Annotated in this window: 19 protein-coding genes; 6 read left to right on the forward strand and 13 right to left on the reverse strand. The window is 40.7% G+C overall.

All coding sequences use genetic code 11. The annotated features are described in order from the left end of the window. Positions 1-71: 71 nt before the first annotated feature. A complete protein-coding gene (locus tag DMZ48_RS05735; RefSeq protein WP_143954156.1) occupies positions 72-1,427 on the forward strand; it encodes an NAD-dependent succinate-semialdehyde dehydrogenase in 1,356 nt (451 codons plus the stop codon). Between the two features lie 72 nt (positions 1,428-1,499). Here DMZ48_RS05735 and DMZ48_RS05740 read toward each other — a convergent pair whose 3' ends face one another. The 5 genes from DMZ48_RS05740 to DMZ48_RS05760 form a co-directional block, all read right to left on the reverse strand. Further along, complete coding sequence (locus DMZ48_RS05740) at positions 1,500-1,694, reverse strand: hypothetical protein (RefSeq protein ID WP_143954157.1); 195 nt, start codon at positions 1,692-1,694, stop codon at positions 1,500-1,502. 152 nt (positions 1,695-1,846) lie between these two features. Next, positions 1,847-2,065, reverse strand: a complete 219-nt coding sequence (locus DMZ48_RS05745) for a hypothetical protein (RefSeq protein ID WP_143954158.1) — start codon at positions 2,063-2,065, stop codon at positions 1,847-1,849. Positions 2,066-2,137: 72 nt separating this feature from the next. Beyond that, entirely contained in the window at positions 2,138-3,409 is a 1,272-nt protein-coding gene (locus DMZ48_RS05750; protein ID WP_143954159.1) for a mechanosensitive ion channel family protein, read from the reverse strand. Positions 3,410-3,475: 66 nt separating this feature from the next. Continuing rightward, positions 3,476-5,737 (reverse strand): transglycosylase domain-containing protein, encoded by a 2,262-nt coding sequence (locus tag DMZ48_RS05755; RefSeq protein WP_143954160.1) that lies wholly within the window; start codon positions 5,735-5,737, stop codon positions 3,476-3,478. A gap of 89 nt (positions 5,738-5,826) precedes the next feature. Continuing rightward, positions 5,827-6,690, reverse strand: coding sequence for a sigma-70 family RNA polymerase sigma factor (locus tag DMZ48_RS05760; protein WP_143954161.1), 864 nt, complete (start codon positions 6,688-6,690; stop codon positions 5,827-5,829). Between the two features lie 313 nt (positions 6,691-7,003). Between DMZ48_RS05760 and DMZ48_RS05765 the strand changes: the two genes are divergently transcribed. After that, positions 7,004-8,506 (forward strand): DEAD/DEAH box helicase, encoded by a 1,503-nt coding sequence (locus DMZ48_RS05765; RefSeq protein WP_143954162.1) that lies wholly within the window; start codon positions 7,004-7,006, stop codon positions 8,504-8,506. A gap of 54 nt (positions 8,507-8,560) precedes the next feature. Here the strand turns inward: DMZ48_RS05765 and DMZ48_RS05770 are convergent, their stop codons facing one another. From DMZ48_RS05770 to DMZ48_RS05780, 3 genes are all read right to left on the reverse strand, one after another. Further along, positions 8,561-9,622, reverse strand: coding sequence for a VWA domain-containing protein (locus DMZ48_RS05770; RefSeq protein WP_143954163.1), 1,062 nt, complete (start codon positions 9,620-9,622; stop codon positions 8,561-8,563). Between the two features lie 78 nt (positions 9,623-9,700). Next, positions 9,701-10,120, reverse strand: a complete 420-nt coding sequence (locus tag DMZ48_RS05775) for a thiol-disulfide oxidoreductase DCC family protein (RefSeq protein ID WP_143954164.1) — start codon at positions 10,118-10,120, stop codon at positions 9,701-9,703. A 33-nt stretch (positions 10,121-10,153) separates the two neighbouring features. Beyond that, the gene (locus DMZ48_RS05780) at positions 10,154-12,325 is read right to left on the reverse strand and encodes an endonuclease MutS2 (protein WP_143954165.1); all 2,172 of its coding nucleotides are present in this window, start codon (positions 12,323-12,325) and stop codon (positions 10,154-10,156) included. A gap of 93 nt (positions 12,326-12,418) precedes the next feature. On the opposite strand from DMZ48_RS05780, the gene ung reads away from it, so the two are divergent. After that, positions 12,419-13,084, forward strand: a complete 666-nt coding sequence (gene ung / locus DMZ48_RS05785) for a uracil-DNA glycosylase (RefSeq protein WP_143954166.1) — start codon at positions 12,419-12,421, stop codon at positions 13,082-13,084. Here the strand turns inward: ung and DMZ48_RS05790 are convergent. The 5 genes from DMZ48_RS05790 to DMZ48_RS05810 form a co-directional block, all read right to left on the reverse strand. Beyond that, positions 13,071-13,922, reverse strand: coding sequence for a substrate-binding domain-containing protein (locus tag DMZ48_RS05790; protein WP_143954167.1), 852 nt, complete (start codon positions 13,920-13,922; stop codon positions 13,071-13,073). The two genes, ung and DMZ48_RS05790, sit on opposite strands and share 14 nt — an antisense overlap. A 152-nt stretch (positions 13,923-14,074) precedes the next feature. Continuing rightward, a complete protein-coding gene (locus tag DMZ48_RS05795; RefSeq protein ID WP_143954168.1) occupies positions 14,075-14,938 on the reverse strand; it encodes a nucleoside phosphorylase in 864 nt (287 codons plus the stop codon). Further along, complete coding sequence (locus DMZ48_RS05800; protein ID WP_143954169.1) at positions 14,938-15,873, reverse strand: DUF1835 domain-containing protein; 936 nt, start codon at positions 15,871-15,873, stop codon at positions 14,938-14,940. The genes DMZ48_RS05795 and DMZ48_RS05800 overlap by 1 nt, the downstream gene beginning before the upstream one ends. A gap of 70 nt (positions 15,874-15,943) precedes the next feature. After that, positions 15,944-16,273 (reverse strand): translation initiation factor, encoded by a 330-nt coding sequence (locus DMZ48_RS05805; protein WP_143954170.1) that lies wholly within the window; start codon positions 16,271-16,273, stop codon positions 15,944-15,946. Positions 16,274-16,287: 14 nt separating this feature from the next. Further along, positions 16,288-17,238, reverse strand: coding sequence for an isopenicillin N synthase family dioxygenase (locus DMZ48_RS05810; protein ID WP_143954171.1), 951 nt, complete (start codon positions 17,236-17,238; stop codon positions 16,288-16,290). Between the two features lie 138 nt (positions 17,239-17,376). On the opposite strand from DMZ48_RS05810, the gene DMZ48_RS05815 reads away from it, so the two are divergent. The 3 genes from DMZ48_RS05815 to DMZ48_RS05825 all read left to right on the forward strand — a co-directional run bounded on the left by DMZ48_RS05815 (position 17,377) and on the right by DMZ48_RS05825 (position 20,789). Then, positions 17,377-19,380, forward strand: coding sequence for an alpha-ketoacid dehydrogenase subunit alpha/beta (locus DMZ48_RS05815; RefSeq protein ID WP_199287941.1), 2,004 nt, complete (start codon positions 17,377-17,379; stop codon positions 19,378-19,380). A gap of 223 nt (positions 19,381-19,603) precedes the next feature. Beyond that, positions 19,604-20,095 (forward strand): lipocalin-like domain-containing protein, encoded by a 492-nt coding sequence (locus DMZ48_RS05820; RefSeq protein ID WP_242009134.1) that lies wholly within the window; start codon positions 19,604-19,606, stop codon positions 20,093-20,095. Positions 20,096-20,099: 4 nt separating this feature from the next. Continuing rightward, the gene (locus DMZ48_RS05825) at positions 20,100-20,789 is read left to right on the forward strand and encodes a YiaD family glycine zipper/OmpA-like lipoprotein (protein ID WP_242009135.1); all 690 of its coding nucleotides are present in this window, start codon (positions 20,100-20,102) and stop codon (positions 20,787-20,789) included. The last annotated feature ends 68 nt before the right edge of the window (positions 20,790-20,857 follow it).

Raw genomic sequence — 20,857 nt, forward strand, 5'->3', positions numbered from 1 at the left:
CATCTTATAAACAATAACAGAATTTTAATATAAAAAAGCGCTGTATACCCTTAATTTAGAGGAAAAATAAAATGATTACTACCATAAATCCATATACAGGCAAAGAACTTGCCCGATATGAAGAACTCTCCCAAAATGAAATCAAAGAACGTCTGAAACTTGGAAATGAGACCTTTTTAAAATGGCGTAAATCAAGTTTCGAACTTCGCAGTTCACATATGTACCGTTTATCAGAACTTTTGAAAGAACGAAAGGAGGAATATGGAAAGGTGATCAGCGAAGAAATGGGTAAGCCTATTACCCAGGCGGCAGCCGAAGTTGAAAAATGCGCATGGGTATGTGAATATTATGCGGAGCATGCTGTATCATTCTTACAGGATGAGGCTATCAAGACCGATGCAAACCATAGTTATATTCGTTTTGATCCGCTTGGATTAATACTGGCTGTCATGCCCTGGAATTATCCTTTCTGGCAGGTTTTCAGATTTGTGGCTCCTGCTTTAATGGCGGGTAATACCGGAGTTTTAAAGCATGCCTCTTCCGTTATGCATAGCGCTAACCTTATTGAAGAAGTAATCCTTGATGCCGGCTTTCCTGTAGGATGTTTCCAAAATCTTGTCATCGGAAGTGATAAAGTGGAAAGCATTCTCAGAAATCCCCTGGTTAAAGCCGTTACGCTGACCGGTAGTGAAGGAGCAGGGAAGGCTGTGTCTTCGACCGCAGCTTCTGAAATCAAAAAATCCGTCCTGGAATTAGGGGGTAGTAACGCGTTTATCGTTCTGGATGATGCCGATATTGACACCAGTGTAGCTCTTGCTGTGAATGCACGTTATCAGAATACAGGACAAAGCTGTATCGCAGCCAAAAGATTATTGTTACAAGAAGGCATCGCTACAAAATTCCTTAAGAAATTCATCAAGGCTGTCGAACATCTTAAAGTTGGTGACCCTGCAGATAAAGAAACCTATATCGGGGTTTTGGCAAGAGAGGATCTTGCCAAAACCATGGAAGAACAATTACAAAGATCTATTGAGATGGGGGCAGAGATTCTAACGGGTGGAAAAAGAGATGGCGCTTTCTTCGCACCTACGGTAGTGGATAATGTTACGGTCGATATGCCTGTATTCAGAGAAGAAACTTTTGGTCCGTTGCTTACAGTGAATCGTTTCAAAGATATTCAGGAAGCGATTGACCTATCTAATGATTCCGCATTCGGTCTCGGCGTTACGATCTGCACCGGTAATATATCTACGATAGAAAATTATGTGAGTGATTTCAATGAAGGAGCTGTTTTTATCAATGACCTCGTTAAATCTGATCCCAGACTTCCTTTTGGAGGGGTCAAGCGATCTGGATTCGGACGCGAGCTCAGTCAGCTCGGAATCCGTGAGTTTGTGAACGCAAAGACTGTTTACATAAAGCGATAGCTTAATATTCAGGTGATAAGGCGTTTTATTACAGTACGTTGGAGTGTCGCTTCTGCGAAATACAATTGGCCGCTAAGAGCAGGTAATCTCTCTTTTTAGACAAGAAATCTCACACCCTGTACGCTGGGGTTCTATCGGACATACCTGTGAACTGTTATTTATCGCTTCGGTTTTTACAAGTTCCGATTCCGAACAATCGGTAATTTTAAGAGTGTAATTCAGGGCTGCGGTCATCAGAAGGATGAGTAAATAAATGATAGTCTTCATCGTATTTAAGTTTTAGTCAGCAACTTAAAGGTATTCCTTCTTTGGTTACACAGTCTTTTACTTAAGATTTATTTACCAAAAGATTAACGCAGCAGTTCAGGTATTTATAATCTTTTTAGGAAATAATTATAAAAACTTTAAGGTATTCAAATTTAAGAGTTCATCGGATGATCCTCATACCAGTCATCGAAGTTACGGGTCGTGGTATAATTATCGGTTAAAACCCGGTACACCATATAAATGATCAGGATTTGTCCGGCAACCATCATGTAGAACATAAGGTCGAATGCCAGGTTGAGCTGTATCATAAAGACAAAGCAGATCAGAAATGCAGTCACGACCACAACCAGTGGAATAACAGAACTTTTCATGAGTATTTCTTTTATTATTAAAGTAATGAAAACCCATGACTTATACTGTTAATGTTCAGCTAACATTCAATGTCAGCCATTAAAACCTTTGAGGTCACTGCCGGCAGGTGATTCAAAAATTTCAAGATCGAAATAGGGTACAGCGGCAATGATATGTTCAAAAATATCAGCCATAATCCTTTCGTAATTCTCCCATCGCTTGTCTGCAGAAAAAGCATAGATCTCAAGTGGAATTCCTTGTGGAGTGGGAGCCAGATGTCTGGTCATAATCATCAGTTCCTTATTGATAGCAGGATGATTATTAAGATACAGGTCGCAATACTTTCTGAAGATACCCAAATTGGTCTGATTTCTTCCATTCACAAATAGATGTTTATCGATCTCATTTTCCCGGTTAAATTTATCGATATCTCTTTGCCGGTGATCGATATAGCTTTTAATCGCCTGAATCTCTGAAAACCTGTTGAGATCTTCTTCAGATAGAAATTTTACACTTGATGATTTGAGGTAGATCGCTCTTCGGATTCGCCTTCCGCCGCTTACCTGCATTCCCCTCCAGTTTTTGAAGGAATCAGAGATAAGTGAATAGGTAGGAAGGGTAGTGATCGTATTGTCGAAGTTCTGCACCTTAACGGTGGTTAAATTGATCTCTATCACATCTCCATCGGCACCGAATTTTTCATGAGTGATCCAGTCACCGATCCTAACCATGTCGTTTACCGAAACCTGTATACTCGCTACAAACCCCAGTATCGTATCTCTGAAGATCAATAGGAGAATCGCGGAAGCTGCTCCCAGAGTAGTTAGGAAGGTTCTTATCGATTGATCTGCAAGCTCTGAAAATATCACCAGAATTGCGAAGCCCCATACCACCATGATCACGATCTGGGAATAACTATCCAAAGGTTTGTCGTGGAAGTAGGGCTTGGTGCGGAGATAGGCTTTGGTTGATTTTATAATACTCCGAATGATCCAGACCACCAAAATGATCAGATAAATATCCGTAGCCTTTCTGAAGAACAATTCAAGCGCAGGAAAACCACTGAACGTATAGGGGATCAGGTGATCGAAGATAATGAACGGTATTACATGAGCTGTATACTTCGGGAAGTTACTCTGCGCCAGATGATCATCGAAAGAAGTCTTTGTTGAATTAGAAAAAATATTAAACGCGCGAATGATCACACGCCTCAGGACATAATCAAGAACAAAGATCAAAACAAGAACAACCGCAACATTTACCAGCAGGTTTAAATAAGCGGCGGTATCCTGAGAATATCCGTTTTCAAGTAAAACATCATGAATATAACAGGAGGCGGTCTTTAACCAATTTTCTAATTCCATAATACTACTAAAAATCGCTACAAAAATAAGGCAATTTTAGTACCGAAAAAAAAGTATGAAGCCTGATTATTCACCCCTTTTGTTTGTCTTGAAATTTCGTTTTTTGGTTTTTTCCGGATTTGAAAATAACCTTTTGAAAAAGCCATCTCTTTTCTCCGTATCGCAAGCCATCGCTTCGAGTACCTCTTCGGAAGGTTCCGGAAACTTTGCAGAAGTGATCGCATCGAATTCGGTAGAATCATTGAGTTTTTGATACCAAAGTGCAAAGAGAGGTAAAGCAGAATTGGCTCCCTGTCCGATAGCTGTATTTTTAAATCCTATACGATGATCATCAAGACCAACCCAACTCACACTTACAAGCTCCGGTGTTATTCCTACGAACCATCCATCTTTATTCAACTGCGTGGTTCCCGTTTTACCGGCAATGTCATTCTTCAGGCCATAAGTATTTCGAATTCTCGTGGCAGTTCCTTCATCAATCGTGCTTTTCAGCATTTCCAGCATAATCTCGCGGTTCATGTCACTCAAGACCTTTGCGGCGTTTTCTGATTTTTCCTTCTGCCAAAGCACCTTACCTGATTCGTCTTCTATTCTTTCCAGATAATAGGGAGTTGCAGGCGCACCATCATTTACATAAGTGGTATAAGCTTTCGCAACTTCCAGTAAACCGAGCTCTGCAGTACCCAGTGCCAGTGAGGGAACCTCTGGAAGCGTAGAGGTAATCCCCATTTTTTCTGCCTGCTCAATAACATTTGTTATTCCGGCATCCTCCAGAACTTTCACGGCAATGGTATTGATCGAGTGACTCAGCGCATATTGCATAGAATAGTTCATGTATTCTTCGTCTTCCTTATCGGATGCATTGGATGGAGTCCAACCCTCCATGTTTTCATATTCCACCGCCCTAACCGCGTAATAGGTACAAGGATTGATTCCCTGTTCCAGTGCAGTCGTGTAAACGAAAGGTTTAAAAGTAGATCCCACCTGACGTTTACTCTGTGAAACATGATCATACTTTCTGGACTTATAATTGATCCCGCCTATCCAGGTTCTTATAGCCCCCGTATGAGGATCGACGGAAGCAGAGCCACAGTTCAACATCTTAAGATAATTTGCAATACTGTCAATAGTACTGTATTGTATTTCTTTGTTTTTGTTCCAATTAAATAACGATACTTGATGTTTTACTTTAAGTGAATCTAACGCTTCTTTCTCTGATAGGCCATCTTTTATCAGTTTCTTATACATCGGATTCTGAAGGACAACTGATTTCATCAGGGTCGAACTCTCGGACCAGGGCGCATTTTTGCCGTAACTTTTTTCGAACTGCTCCTGAAGTTTTTCCATATGTATTTGCATCGCATCTTCAGCAAGTACCTGCATATCGTAATTTAAAGTAGTGATCACTTTAAAGCCACCGGTGTAAATATTAAAAACCGTATCGTTTTCTTCCTCATATTGCTTAGCCCATTTTTGAAGATCCTTTCGTATCTGTTCCCGAAAATAGGGTGCAATTCCCTCATCATAACTGTAGTTCCGCAAATCCAGTCCAAGACTGTCTTTCTTAAGTATTTCAAGCGAATCTTCAGCTAATCGGTCATATTTAACCATTTGCGACATGACCACATTCCTTCTTTCAATACTTTTTTCCGGATTGATACGTGGATTATAGGTATAGGTAGCTTTTAACATACCCACCAGAGTAGCGGCTTCTGGAATATCTAGTTTGCTAACCGGTTTGTTGAAAAAATGTTTGGCAGCACTCTCAACCCCAAAAGTATTATCTCCGAAAGGAACCGTGTTGAGATAATTTAGCAGGATTTCATCTTTGGAATAGACTTTTTCCAGCCTTTTGGCAATTATTGACTCTTTTATCTTATGAATCACAATGCCTGCCTTCCCAAGATTTTGCCTCGGAAAAAGATTCTTAGCCAACTGCTGTGTTATTGTGCTTCCACCTCCGGATGATTCATCGCCCATTAAGATAGATTTAAACAGAACACGCATCAGGCTTCGGTTATCTACGCCATCATGCTCGTAGAAGCGCACATCTTCGGTAGATATCAATGCATTGGTAATCGATTCGGGGATCTGGTCCATCTGTACTGGTTGCCGGTCGTTGATGAAAAGTTTTCCGATCAATTCGCCGTTTACATCCAGTATTTCAGTTGCCTGATCAAGTCTTATATGCTTTAATTCCTCTTCACTGGGAAGTTTGCCCCACATGCCGGCATAGATACTGATGAATAAAGCAACAACCAAAAAGAAAAGGCTACCTGTGATGATAGCCAGTATTTTCCAATATTTCTTAAATAACCTCTTTAACATGGACGAATCATTAAATGATCAAACATAACTAACGATTAATTTACGTTTAAATTCTGCCTGACATTTGTAAAATCATGTTAAAGTTCATTTTATCCCAGATACATCTTGAGAATTTTACTTCTTGAATTATGACGAAGCCTTCTGATTCCTTTTTCCCGTATCTGACGAACACGTTCGCGGGTAAGGTCGAAGATCTCACCGATCTCTTCCAGTGTCATGGGTTGCTGACTACCGATCCCGTAATTAAGCTTGATCACATCCGCTTCCCGGGTGGTCAGGGTTTCCAATGCGCGATTGATCTCGATATGGAGAGAATCGTGCAGCAGTTCTTTATCCGGGTTCGGTGATTCACCCGACTTAACCACATCATATAAACTGGAAGTTTCGCCTTCTTTGAGCGGAGCATCCATCGAAAGATGTCGCCCGGAACTTCGCATCGATTGACGAACATCCTTAACAGTCATATCCAGTTCTTTCGCAATCTCTTCCGCAGAAGGAGCACGTTCATGCGTCTGTTCCAGAAAGGAGTAAGCTTTATTGATCTTATTGATGGAACCAATTTTGTTCAAAGGGAGTCTGACTATACGGGATTGTTCGGCGAGTGCCTGTAAAATAGACTGACGGATCCACCATACGGCATATGAGATAAATTTAAAGCCTCGCGTTTCATCAAAACGTTTGGCTGCTTTAACCAACCCCATATTTCCTTCATTGATCAGATCCGGAAGTTTCAAACCCTGATTCTGGTATTGTTTTGCTACAGAAACCACAAAACGAAGATTTGCTTTCGTCAGTTTTTCTAGTGCTACCTGATCGCCCTGCTTGATACGTTGCGCCAGTTCTACCTCCTCATCAGCAGTGATCATGTCGATCTTACTGATATCCTGAAGGTATTTGTCAAGGGATTTGGATTCGCGGTTGGTTACCTGCTTAATTATTTTGAGTTGTCTCATATATACACTATTAGGTTTTCTCTCACCCTTTATAACATTTTTTTCCTTAATTAGCAAGTATTAAGCTTCTGAATGATGGTGATTGCCGAAACTTTAATAATATTTTAAGAAAAAACAAACAAAATGTACTGTGTTCAGAATATGCAGCGGGTAAATCACACTAATTTTCAACGCCAAAACCACTGGTTTCAATTCATTACAATGTCAAAAACGCATTTCATCTGTTAAATAGCTTATTTAAGGGGTCAAAATTTCAGATAAAGGTTATTTCTCTCTATTTTTGCTGGTTTAGGAATTTTATCAAAAGTGACTTATGTATACGATCGAGGAAGAGGAGAAAAAAGAGCTGTATGACTATCAAAAAGGGGCGATAGACCAGATCTTTGATCGTATCAATAATTGTCCTCCCAATTATCACCTGCTTTATCAATTACCCACTGGTGGCGGGAAAACGGTTATATTCTCTGAAATCGTACGACGGTATATTCAGGAAAGAGGAAAAAAGGTGGTTGTGCTGACGCACCGAATTGAATTGAGCAAACAGACCTCCAAAATGTTGAGAGGGTTCAAAGTAAAGAACAAGATCATCAACAGCCATGTTAAAGAACTTCCTGATCAGGATGAATATATGTGTTTCGTCGCGATGGTCGAAACCCTTAAAAATCGTTTATACGACAAAAAACTTGAGATCAAAGATGTTGGACTCGTCATTATCGATGAGGCGCATTACAACTCTTTCAGAAAATTATTAAGTTTTTTTAAAAAATCCTTTATCCTGGGAGTTACTGCAACCCCGTTAAGTTCAAATATCAAATTGCCCATGAAGGACAATTACAATGAACTTATTACTGGTGAGGCGATAAGAACCCTGATCGATAAAGGATTTCTTGCAAAAGCTGAAACACATACCTATGATGTAGGGCTTACCTCCCTGAAAATAGGGATCAATGGAGATTATACGGTAAAATCGTCCGAAGCCCTCTATTCCAATCTCGATATGCAGGAAAAATTACTCACCGCATATGAAGAGCAGTGTAAAGGAAAAAAGACTCTTATTTTTAACAATGGTATTAATACTTCCTGGTATGTCTACGAACTATTCAGGGAAGCAGGTTATCCGGTAAGACATCTGGATAATACACATAGTAATAAAGACCGTAAAGAGATCCTCAAATGGTTCAAAAATACGCCTGACGCAATACTCAGTTCCGTAAGCATCCTGACCACTGGTTTCGATGAACCTACGGTGGAAAGTATCATCCTGAACCGTGCAACCCGCTCCCTGACCTTATATTTTCAAATGATCGGGAGAGGTTCACGTGTATTGCCCAACAAAGAAACCTTTAGTGTGATCGACCTTGGTAACAATGTTGCCCGTTTCGGAGTATGGAGTGAACCGGTCGATTGGCAACATATCTTCAAATTTCCGGATTTCTATCTGGAAAGCATCAAGGATGATGAGGAGATCGAACGTAATTTCATGTATGAGATGCCCGCAAAACTGCGTGAGAAGTTTGGGAACACAGATAGCGTGACGTTTGATGTAGAGAAAGAATATGACCTGGTTCTCAAGCGAGGGCAGAAATCAAAACTGATCCTTGAAAAATCTTTGGAACAACATACCAGAATGTGTGTGGATAATAGTGAAGATGCTTATGAGGCACGCATGCTGGCCATGGAACTCAAGGATGACATAGAATGTCGTATCAGCAGATACTCTCAATGTATAAGTAAGAGTACCAAAAACTACAGAGATTGGCTTGCCGAAGATTATTTCCGTAAACTCAGAATTAATATCGTCAAAGAATATCAATAGAAATAAAAAAAGCACCACGAATGGTGCTTTTTTTATATATGTGAGTTTTATATTCTAATTACAGCCTGATGTGAATCCGGTCGCATCGAATTCGGTCTGAACCGCTCCGGTTTTATCGCTTTTCGTAGCCTGTATCACCAACTGGTTAATACCACTACCATCCCGTTTCGGACTACAATATTCAAATAGATAATAACTGCGTGCCTGTCCGGAAACCGCAATGGAGATCTCGTTAAAGATTCCTTCAAGTTCATCTTTATTCTCTGCAAAGACACTGCTGGTCTTACCGATGTTCGCAAGCACCGCTTCGTCGATCTCAGACCCAAGTCCAATGGTAAAATAAGAAATATTCTCATCTGCACTGTTCACTGCATTTAAAGCAGCATCCCGGGTATATCTCGAAGCCTGGTCTGTACCGTCGGTAAAGATCACGATAGAGGCAGCAGCAATGATCTCCTGCTGTTCGTATTCATCGACGATATCAGAAGCTATCTCTGTAGATTTTATTACAGCACCATAGAGGTCGGTCGAAGGGTCGTTGCTGATATCTGCGGTAATTCCCTCGATTGAATTGATCAACTCTGATTTATCGGTAGATAACGGATGTAATTCATGTAATACATCCTCACCATCAAACCAGTAGATCGCCATTTTAAAAGAATCACTCGCTGTATCAGGCATCACATTTTGAATAAAGCTTACCGAAGCACTCTTTAATTCCTGTAAACTGGAACTTAATACAGAGTTACTAAGGTCGAGTACCAACAAGGTATTGTTATTAAAGATCTGCGTGTTAGGAGAAATTCTGCCATTGGATTCAGAATTAGAGATCACATTGAAACAATTATCATTCCTTCCTTTTTCATAGATCGTAAAATTACTTGCCGTCAATCCGGGCACAGGATTACCGTCAGTATCATTTACCTTAAAGAAAACAGAAACCTTTCCCGGAAGGGTTGTATAGGAATCCTGAATGGTCAGCTTGAGCTCTTGTGTCCCCAGATCAAGACATTTATCGATGCCCGCATCACCACCAAAATCGTCATCGGCATTACCGCAGGCTACCAAAAGGATAAGCAGGATCAATAAATTCAAAGGGGTTTTGATTAAACGCATAAAAATTGATTTTGAGTTTCCATTAAAACGGAGGAGAATCCAAAAAATTATATGAACCGTTAAATAGAAAGAGGAATGTTACGCTTCAAGAAATTTGGATCGTAATTCTGGTGTGGGGATCATACACTGATCTTTTCTTCCAAACCAGCGATAGCGGTTACGCGCGATAAAGTCGTAGATACCATTTCGAAACACCGGTGGAAGTATATAATTGAAAAGTCCGAGTATTTGCCAGCCACCTCCGATCTCTTTGGCAATTTCAGTGGCAGCATCGGCCTTCTTATAATAGGCTACCCCGGGCTCGTAAACAACGATGGAATCCAGTTCTTCAGAGTCTAAACCGCGTTCAGTAAGGAATTTTTTTCCAAATTCCCCCTGCAAGGAGGCAAACCTGAAAACATCCTTTTTATCGCGCTTGATCACATAATTTACCGCGCCGTTACAAAGATTGCAGACGCCATCAAACAAGATTATCTTTTTGTTTTCGGGTAGATCCATGAGTCACCGGAGTTTAGTATTCCAAATTTAGCCTTATTTTTTTGCTTCGACCAATTCCAGTTGATCGAGATTCACATTCGTGGTAAACATACCATAATTCACGATCGCTTTATTCTTCTCGATAGCATCGATACTGCCCACAGCTTTCCCATCCATCAATCTTACCCGGTCTCCAATTTTAAGAATCGGACGTGGTTTTGGCTTTGCAGATTTACTGGCTGCAACCTTCGCTTCTTTCTTTTTCTCCCGGATCACTTTCACCTCTTTTTCCAGTTCTTTGGCTACAGCAGCTTTCTTTTGTCGTTCCTCACGTTTTATAGCGGCAGATTCCTTTTTTCGTTTAGAATTCTCGGTTTCCACAATTCTTAGGAATTCCGATATCAACGGACGCTTCTGTTTATTGATAAAGTATTTTTCAGAAATATCATTGATCTTATTACCCAGATAGATCATTCGTTGATTATGATCATACATTTCCTGATAACTTTCCAGTTTGGTTTTTACTTTACTGTTGAGTTCTTCCAGTTTTCTGGCCTCTTCGCGTTTACGGGTTTCCTCTTCTTTAAGCTGATCGGAAGTGCGCTCCATCTTACTTCTTTCCTTTTGGAGTTTTGCGATAGTGGCATCGAAACGCACCTTACCGCGTTCGATTTTCTTTTTAGCCTTATTGATCAGACTATAGGGTATACCATTTTTCTGGGCTACCTCAAAAGTAAAGGAGCTACCGGCTTCCCCCAGAATAAGTCGAAATTCAGGCTCCAATGTCCGACTATTGAACATCATATTTGCGTTGGTGGCATTCGGAAGTTCATTCGCCAACATTTTCAGATTTGCATAGTGAGTCGTAATGATTCCAAAAGCCTCCCTTTCGTAGAATACTTCCAAAAAAGTTTCCGCCAGGGCACCTCCCAGTTCCGGATCACTACCGGTACCGAATTCGTCGATCAGAAAAAGAGTGCCTTCGTTGCATTTACGAAGAAAATAATTCATGTTCTTCAATCGATAGCTATAAGTGCTCAAATGATTCTCTATAGATTGATTATCCCCGATATCCGTAAGAATTCTATCGAACAGACAGGTCTTGCTTCGTTCATGCACAGGAATCAGGAGTCCGCTTTGCAGCATCAGTTGTAAAAGACCGACGGTTTTCAGGGTGATACTCTTACCTCCGGCATTGGGTCCTGAAATTACAATGATTCGGTTATCCGGATTTAATTTTATGGACTGCGGAAAGGTCTTAGCTCCACTTTTCTTATTGGTAAGATAGAGGAGAGGATGATAGGCTTCCAGCAGTTCCATTGTTTTTTCTTCGGTGATCTCCGGTAAAAGGGCATTCATGCTTTCGGCATATTTAGCCTTGGCCGCTGTTGAATCGGTCAGAGTCAGGTATTTCTGGTAGGTTTCCAGCAAAGGCTGAAAGGGTCGCAAAAAATTGGTCAGTTCCTTAAGAATACGCTGTATTTCTTCTTTTTCCTCATATTCAAGGTTATTCAGTTCGCGGCTGTATTGTTGCGTAGCATCAGGCTCCATATAAACGATACTTCCCGTCTTGGAATTTCCCATGATACTCCCGTTAATTTTTCTGCGATACATGGCCTTAACCGCAAGTACACGACGATTATCGATCACGGTTTCCCGAATATCATCGAGATATCCAGCGGTTCCATAAGAACTCAGTGCACTGTTAAAGCTCTGGTTGATCTTTGAGCGTACAGAATTGATCTGTCTTCTGATCTGCTGTAACAGATCTGAAGCATCATCTCTTATCTCCCCAAACTTATCGATGATCCTGTTGATCGCATCCTCATGCTCCCTGGTCAGTTCGATCTTCTCGGTAGTGCGAGTCCAGGAGGGGTAGTATTCTTCAAATTTCCTAAAGAAAAGGATGTGCTGATTCACCGTTTGAGCAATAGCTGCAATTCTTCGAAAACCTTCCACCTCGATAACAGTATTCTCAACCTCCAGCAAACGAATCTCACGGTTAACCGGATCGAAATAGTGATTTGGGATTCGGTTATTATTGTCATAGGAAGCCAGGTATTCATTGGTAAGGTTTAGCGAACGAAACAAAGCATTTCTCTTTGTAAAAGGTTTGATCGCCATCGTTTTTTCCTTTCCCGGCTCTGTAATACAAAAATCTGCAACCTGCAAAAGTACTTTTGAAAGTTCCAGATCTCTTAAAGTCTTATCGTGAATTTTGTTCATAGCGCCAATTTGCTCTAAATTTGAGCAGCACAAATTTACACAACTTTATTGATTGATAACAGTAAGGAATCATTCCATCTGAATCTGAAACCGATGCAAGTAAAAATCGCCGAAAGCTGGCTTCCCTGTCTTAAAGAAGAATTTTCTGCTCCTTATTATAAGGAACTTGAAAATTTCGTGAACACTCAGTATAGAGAACACACATGCTATCCGCCTGAAGAGCAGGTATTCGCTGCTTTCGACCACTGTTCTCCGGAGCAACTGAAGGTAGTGATTCTCGGGCAGGACCCGTATCATGGAGAGGGACAGGCAAATGGTTTATGTTTCTCCGTAAATGAAGGGATACCACACCCTCCATCCTTAAAGAATATACTCAAGGAAGTCAGTGAAGATACAGGTATATCATATCCGGAAAGCGGAAATCTTGAGCGCTGGGCAGAACAGGGAGTCCTGTTATTAAATGCTACGCTTAGTGTTCGTCAATCACAGGCTGGAAGCCATCAGCGAAAAGGGTGGGAGAAGTTCACCGATAATGTTATCAAAAAGATCTCATCGCAAAATTCAGGTATCGTATTTCTTTTATGGGGTGGTTACGCCGCTAAAAAAGCAAAGCTTATCGATGCTGAGAAGCACCATGTACTGATCTCCGGACATCCTTCTCCGCTGAGTGCCAACAGAGGATTCTGGTTCGGAAATGGTCATTTCACGAAATGTAATACTATTTTAAAGGAAATGGGGAAAGCTCCTATAATATGGTAGCTATTCTACTGTATTCAAAGGTGTCTTCTATAATACCAAGTTTTAACAGCTGTTCCTGAATGTTCTTAAGCGTTAATGGATCCATGGCTTCCTGACTCCAGCGAGTTATAGCCAGCCATTCCCTGATATCACTAACATCCTGCTCATAACGGTTCGCCAACATTCGGTCGATACTCGGGATAAATTTGAACTCAGCAGTAAATACGTTGATCACTTCCAGCAGATGTTTCAATACCGGCAGATTATTATTTATGAATTCATTCCTGGCTGCGATAACAAAACAGGGCCATGGGGTAGGGCAGTCACTGATTCTTCTAAAGACTCCCTTATCAACCAGGGGTTTGGTCGTAAAATGCTCCCACATAAAATAATCCGCTTCCTGCTCCTGTAAAGCCTTCACAGCGCCCTGGATATCGTTAACCACCTTAAATTTCAATTCCGATACAGGCCAGCCATGTTCACTGGCATTGATGTAACTCATGAGATGACTGCCGCTTCCGTAACGACTAATCGCTGCAGTAGCTCCTTTCAGGTCTTCGATGTTTTTGAATTTTGAATGTGAATCAACATGAATACCCCAATATAAGGGCGACTCGACATACACCTGTATGATCGAACTGTCATTTCCATTAATGATATCCTTAACAATCCCTTCCGTAAGAATTACGGCTAGATCTGTAGATCCTTCTCTGAGCATTTCACACATTTTTCCGGTTCCTTCCGGAATATCGGTCCACTCCAGATCGAATCCTCTTTCTCGGAAAGCACCTTCATCAATGGCCAGATGCCATGGAAGGTTAAAATGTTCAGGGACTCCGATGATATTTACCTTCTTCACCTTGCTTTTTTAAATAAAATTAAGTCACTTTCCTGACAAAATAAAGTGTTGTACGGATTTGTTTAGTGGGATTTTACTATAATTGATCTTTTCTAAGATCAATTTTTTCGAAATAATAGGATTCCCAGCAGGGCCGAGATTGATGTCTCTGATTATATCCGCTCCAAAATCAGTTTGATAAGTTCTTTAACCGCTGTCTTGGGTTGTTCAGAAAAGGTATTGGTTGCCCGGTTGGCCAGGATACAATTCAGTGAAATTGCATGATGTCCCATCAACGCTGCCAGACCATAGATTCCGGAAGTTTCCATTTCAAAATTGGTGATTTGAAGGTCGTTGAACTTAAAACTTTGTAAACGTGCCGGCATGTCGATATCAACCGGATTTAGTCGCAATTTCCTGTACTGGGGACCATAAAATCCACTATTGGTAACGGTAATTCCACGAAGTAGTTCTGGAAAAATGAATCGTTCGGAAAGTTCTTTACTACAAGGTATTGCGTAGGGTATGCTGTTTTCTGAGGAACTTCTACTGATATGTTCGAGCAACTTTTTCTCCAACTCGGTCATTCTTACCCTTTCACTCTGATAAAAATGGAGAAGATTATCAAACCCAATCCCAAATTCACTGAGTAAATAACTATCGACAGGAATATCTGGCTGCATGGTACCCGTTGTCCCGATCCTGATAAAATTCAGTGATTTTAATTCATCATGTGCGATTCCGGTCTTGAGATCCACATTTACCAATGCATCGAGTTCATTGAAAACAATATCGATGTTATCGGTTCCGATTCCGGTCGAGATCACCGTAATTCGATTTCCGCGTAATGTTCCGGTATGAGTGATGAATTCGCGTTTCCCTTTTTTTACTGTGATGGTATCGAAATGACGGGAAACTTCAGGGACACGATCGGGATCCCCGACAAGAATAATAGTAGTTGCGATATCCTCCGGAAAAAGATCAAGATGGTAGATACTACCATCCTGATTTAAGATTAATTCCGAAGATGTTTTCATTAAAGCTTCAGTAATTGAGCATTATCCTCAAAAAATAAAAACGAATATTTTGGTGTTCCTCCAAGATATTCGTTCTCATTTCGTAAAACAGGATATGAATTTTCAACCTTATTCATGACGTTCTTGCCGAGATTGGTCAATTTGACCGGGTTGAACGAGCGGAAAAGCGGTTTAAGGCGCGATGCCATATGGAAATACTGACTGTCTCCAAATCCGTAAATTCCCTGATTCTTTAGCATGGTAGCGACCAGTTGCTCTTTGGATTCAGGTTTATCGGCGTATGCGATGTCGATCATTCGGTTTTCCATAAAATTCAATCCGTTCTTTACACTTGGAAAACGTAAAATATGAGCATTTACTGCATCAGCCAGATAGTCGAGATTGGTATTTGACTTGTTGGCAACGGCTTTCTGTAAACGGATCGGATTATTTTCACAATATAACTGCCAGATAAAATCGGCATATTCAATGTCGTCACTACTCAACAAAACTCTATTGTCGTATAGTTCTTTCACTCTTTCCTTTGAAAGTTCAGAAAGGGCATAGCGTTTCTCAGAGTCATCTTCCTTACCGGAACAAACGAGGAAAATATCCGCATTCTTTCGGTGTTTTTTAAGCCAGCTCAGTACGGCGATCATATTGATCTGACAAAAAAGATCGTACTCAAACCAAAGTACGATCTCATCCTGACTCTTCTGATTACATAAATTTCTGTATTCCTTTAAGGTGAAATTGATAAAAGTGTTTTTGGTTACCTTATAGGAGGAGTTAAGAAACTCGAAGCGATTGCGCCAGAAACTTTCACTCCCCACGTCATTCGTGGTTTTTCCTTCACACAGCATCTCTCTCCAGGTAATAATTTCACCTTGAATTTCCAGGCGTTCCAGCATTTTGGTGAAGCTGTCGCCGTTAGTAATGTGTAGGGTCTTAGACATTTTTCTTAGTTAGGTTTATGCAGCTAATGTATAAATAAACTTATAAAATGCAATAGATATTTTCATAAAATCATCCCCCGACTCGCTTCACTTTAAAGCCTTTAGCCTTTAACATTTCCATGATACGGTCACGGTAATCTCCCTGTATTATCAGTTCTTCATTTTTAAAGCTACCACCAACATTAAGCTTACTTTTAAGTTCGCTTGCCAGGGTTTTGAAATCCGTTTGTGCGCCATTATATCCGGCTATGATCGTAACCGGTTTGCCTTTTCGCTTTTCATATTTGCACAATAGCGGATCATCCTGTATCCATATACCCGGATCATTTTCCGGTGCTTCACTCTCTTCCTGGAACTCATGTTCCGGAAATAAATTGCGTAACTGGTCTTTTAAATCCATAGGGTAAGATTTAACTATTTTTTGATCAGTCCGAGATCTACTAATCGTTCATGTAAAAATTCACCAGCCGTAATATCTTCGAACTGTTTAGGATGATCGGAATCCACACAGCTATCGAGTACATCCAACGGCATATTACTGACGGGGTGCATAAAGAAAGGTATAGAGTAACGTGAAGTTCCCCAAAGTTCACGAGGTGGGTTGACAACCCTGTGGATGGTAGATTTCAAACGATTATTCGTATGTCTTGAAAGCATATCTCCCACATTGATCATCAGCTCATCCGGTTGGGCAATAGCGTCGATCCATTCTCCCTGATGATTTTGAACCTGAAGTCCTTTACCCTGAGCCCCCATCAGAAGGGTGATCAGATTAATGTCGCCATGAGCAGCAGCTCTTACCGCTTCTTTAGGCTCTGTAGTTATCGGAGGATAATGTATCGGACGAAGAATTGAATTCCCATTCTTGATATAATCATCAAAATAATACTCTTCGAGGCCGAGATGTAATGATAAGGCTCTCAATACATATTTTGCTGTCTTTTCCAGCATTTTATAGGTCTCCTTTCCAACTTCATTGAATTCCGGAACCTCCGATACCATTACATTTGGCGGATATTCCTTTTCCAGCTTCGGATTGTCTTCAACATATTGACCGAAATGCCAGAATTCTTTAAGATCACCTTCTTTACGACCTTTTGCATGTTCTTTACCAAATGAAGTATAACCGCGTTGTCCACCGATTCCTTCGATCTCATATTTGGATTTTACATCCTCAGGTAATTCAAAGAATCGTTTTACCTGATCATAAAGATTAGTAATGAGTTCATCTGAAAGAAAGTGACCTTTTAGTGCTACGAAACCGATATCCTCATAGGCTTTTCCTATGGCATCTGTGAAATTTTGTTTTTTAACGGGATCGTCCGACAGGAAATCTCGGAGATCAACACTGGGTATTTGCTTCATTTTTTAAATGTGTTTAATACAAAAATAGGGAATTATAAGGCTTATGTATACGAGAACTTATCAACCGTTTAAAAATATATGGGTATAAATAGGTAAACCGTAAATTTTCCTACATTTGAAATAACTATATTCAAATCTATGTCAGGAACAGCCACTCCGTTCACTTTCGACTATAATGATCGGCTAATCGATAACGATCAAATGTTGTCACTCTATTACCATATGTTGTTGTCGAGGCTCATCGAAGAAAAGATGTTGATCCTGCTCAGACAGGGTAAGATCTCCAAATGGTTCAGTGGTATCGGACAGGAAGGGATCTCTGTAGGAGTGACACTGGCCATGCATCCTGAGGAATATATTTTACCGATGCACCGGAATCTAGGAGTATTTACTGCCCGAGGAATACCGTTGAACCGGTTATTCTCGCAATGGCAGGGTAAGGAAGCCGGATTTACGAAAGGGAGGGATCGAAGTTTCCATTTCGGTACACAGGAATTCAAAATCATAGGTATGATCTCTCATTTAGGTCCCCAATTGGGAGTAGCAGACGGAATTGCACTGGCTCATAAACTAAAGGGTGAATCACTGGCAACTGCCGTTTTTTCAGGAGAAGGGGGTACCAGTGAAGGAGATTTTCATGAGGCTTTGAACCTGGCCTCTGTCTGGGATTTACCCGTATTATTCTGTGTGGAGAACAATGGGTACGGACTCTCAACGCCCACGGAAGAACAATACCGATGTAAGGACATTGCAGATAAAGGAATAGGTTACGGTATGGAATCACATATCATCGATGGTAATAATGTTGTCGCTGTTTACCGTAAAGTTTCAGAAATTCTGAATTCTATCCGCAAAAATCCGCGTCCTGTGCTATTGGAATTTAAAACCTTCCGAATTCGAGGGCATGAGGAAGCAAGTGGCACTGCTTATGTACCCGATTCCCTGATCAGCTATTGGGAAGAACGTGATCCGGTGACGAATTTTGCGAACTTCCTGATCGATGAGGGGATACTTACTGAAAAGGAAGAAAAGAAAATGCGCAATAAAATCAAGGCTAGTATAGACGAAGAACTTCAGGTAGCCTATGCCGAAAAGGAGCTGACACCAAGTGAAGTATCCGAACTCTCTGACGTCTATCATCCTTTCGAGTCTGTGTTGAAAAAAGAAGAGGAGCAAACCTTTGAAAAACGTTATGTAGATGCCATTTCAGAAGGCTTATTTCAGGCGATGGAAGCTTTTCCGGAACTGGTGATCATGGGACAGGATATTGCAGAATATGGAGGAGTATTTAAGGTTACCAAAGATTTTTATAAGACCTTCGGTACAGAGCGGGTTCGAAATACCCCTATATGCGAATCTGCGGTTGTATCTGCAGCCATGGGACTGTCCATAAACGGTATGAAAGCGGTAATAGAAATGCAATTTGCTGATTTTGTTTCCTCTGGTTTCAATCCTATCGTGAACTATCTTGCAAAATCACATTATCGTTGGGGACAAAAAGCAGATGTAGTAGTACGTATGCCTTGTGGAGCAGGGGTGGGTGCCGGGCCTTTTCACTCCCAGACCAATGAAGCCTGGTTTTTGAAAACACCGGGACTTAAGGTGGTTTATCCTGCATTTCCTAAAGATGCTAAAGGTTTATTGATCAGTGCCATTGAAGATCCTAATCCGGTACTTTTCTTCGAACATAAGGCATTGTATCGAAGTCTTAGTCAACAAGTCCCTGAAGGATATTACAATATTCCTCTGGGAAAAGCTGCTGTTTTATCAGAAGGTGATCAGTTGACCATAATAACCTATGGCGCTGCCGTTCATTGGGTTTCTGATGCTTTAAAGGAGTTTTCAGAGTCTTCCGTGACGTTGATCGATCTGCGATCCCTCCAGCCACTGGACACCGAATGTATTTTTAGCTATTCAAAAATTTCCGGAAAGGTGCTCATTGTACACGAAGACAGTCTTTTTTGTGGTCTTGCTTCCGAAATAGCCGCTCAGATCGGAGAACATTGTTTCGAGTTTCTCGATGCGCCCGTTAAGAGACTGGGAGCCCTGGAAACACCGATACCCTTTGCCAAAGTATTGGAGAATCAATACCTGCCTGTTAAAAAAATTGTAAATGCAATTCAGGAATTATTGAATTATTAACATTCAAGCCTTAACGACATACGTATTTCCTGTAAGTAACGGAAGTTCAAATCTTCAGAGGGAAGTAAGACAATCTTACCTTCACTAAAGTTGTTAAATACGTCTTAATCATAATTCAAAAAATTATCATAAAATTAACAGGATTTGTCTTTCCTGAACAGATTAAGTGTTTTGTTCTTGATTGGTAATAGTTTAACTTTATCCTACTGATAATCTTTACATTATGAAAAAACATTTTAAAACTTTAATGGCTGTGACAGTGTTGTTTACAGTCTTGTCATGTGGCTTAAGCAAGGATAATCGTTCCTCCAGAGACACCATAAACGGAACCTGGGAATTAGCCAGTATTTCCTATCAGGGAAATGAAGGATATTTCAAGTCTGAATTGTTCGGAATGGCAACTTCCAAATGCTTTAAGAATTCCGAATGGTTTTTCCGTTCCAATAATAGTACCGGCTACTATACTTTGCCGGCGGGAGAATGCGCAGGAGGGACCCAAAATATCCGATGGTCAGTACAGGATGATGCCAATGGACAACCTTCAAAGTTCACCTTTAAATATATAGATGAGAAAAAGAATGATCTGTATGGCGGTGTCGGTTATGTGTTAGACATTACTTCCTTGAGCGAAAACAGCATGACATTAACAAGTAACGAAAATGTGGATGGTGAATCCATTCAGCTAGTATACCAATTCAACAAAAAAACGTATTAAGATCATGAAGAAAATATTAAGTATAGGGTTAGCACTGGCAGTATCAACCATGATGTTTACCGGTTGTGAAGCTATCAAGAATTCCAATAACACACAAAAAGGTACCGCGATCGGGGCATCCTCCGGTGCTGTGATCGGGGGAATTATCGGTAATAATGTAGGGGATAAGAACAATTCCGTTCTCGGTGCGATAATCGGTGCAGCCGTAGGTGGTGCCGTAGGTAATCGAATCGGTAATAAAATGGATCGTCAGGCGGAAGCTATTTCTGAAGCAGTACCTGGAGCAGAAGTACAGCGAATAGGAGAGGGGATCAATGTTACCTTTGATGAGAACAGCGGTGTACAATTTAAAATTAATTCTGCTGACCTTACTACGGAAGGTAAAGGAACCCTCGATAAAATGGCTGAAGTTTTCAGAGAATATGATGATACGAACATTCTCGTAGAAGGACATACCGATAGTTCAGGGGCAGCGGAATATAATATGTCGCTATCCCAAAAACGCGCGCAATCAGTATCGAACTATCTACAGTCAAAAGGTGTAGCTTCGAGTAGGCTAACCACCAAATGGTATGGTGAAACTCAACCTAAATATGATAATGGAACCGAAGAAGGACGTATTAAGAACAGAAGGGTTGAATTAGGTATCGTTGCCAGTCAGGAAATGATCAACGAAGCTAAGAACGAACAATAAAAATCAAGTGAATATTTTAAAAAGCCCGAATCATTTCGGGCTTTTTTTGTCTAATAAATTTTAAAACC

The organism is Robertkochia solimangrovi (assembly GCF_007279655.1).
In the GTDB taxonomy this organism is placed as follows: Bacteria; Bacteroidota; Bacteroidia; order Flavobacteriales; family Flavobacteriaceae; genus Robertkochia; species Robertkochia solimangrovi.